General features: G+C 45.2%; 2 pseudogenes. Both read right to left on the minus strand.

The annotated features are described in order from the left end of the window. Positions 1 to 374, minus strand: a pseudogene (locus tag B4K20_RS03055) (D-alanine--D-alanine ligase); the annotation flags it as partial. Further along, a pseudogene (locus tag B4K20_RS03060) lies at positions 371 to 714 on the minus strand (UDP-N-acetylenolpyruvoylglucosamine reductase); the annotation flags it as partial. The pseudogenes B4K20_RS03055 and B4K20_RS03060, both read right to left, overlap by 4 nt.

Consider the following 714-nt stretch of genomic DNA (forward strand, 5'->3'; position numbering starts at 1 on the left):
GGAACAAACAGGGCAGTTGGTAAACCCTGTTGAATCCACGCTAATTTGCTCAATCGTTTGTTCATAGACAGTACAGAAGCACTAATTGCACTTCCGGTGTAAGGCAGATTGATGGCCTGTAAAAAACCTTGAATTTCACCATCTTCACCGCCACGTCCATGGAGGACGATAAACGCACGATCAAATTCACCACTGTTCATTTTTTGACAGATATCGAAGCTGACATCGATGCCATACGCATCGATACCACTACGTTGTAAGCCAGCTAATACCGCATTGCCACTAATGAGTGAAATCTCACGTTCAGCAGATCGGCCGCCCATCAGTACAGCAACACGACCAAATTCAGCAGCAGACACAGTGCGTTTTATCATGATGGCTCTCCAATTATATGCACTTCTGGAATCAGCTTAACGCCGTGCTCTTGCTCAACCCGTTGCTGTACTTCAAAGATGAGTGTCTCGATGTCTTTTGCTGTGGCATCACCATTATTAACGATAAAGTTTGCATGTTTATCTGACACACTGGCACCGCCCACTGTGAGTCCTTTCAGACCACTGACTTCAATCAAACGACCAGAAAAGTCGCCTGGTGGGTTTCGAAAAACTGAACCAGCACAAGGTTGATTGGTGGGTTGACTGATATTTCTTTTTTTCAGTAGGTCGCGGATAAGCTCCAGCTCAGTCTCTTTATCACCTTGTTCAAACCGCATTT

It is taken from the genome of Methylophaga sp. UBA5088 (genome assembly GCF_002414625.1).
Classification (GTDB): Bacteria; Pseudomonadota; Gammaproteobacteria; order Nitrosococcales; family Methylophagaceae; genus Methylophaga; species Methylophaga marina.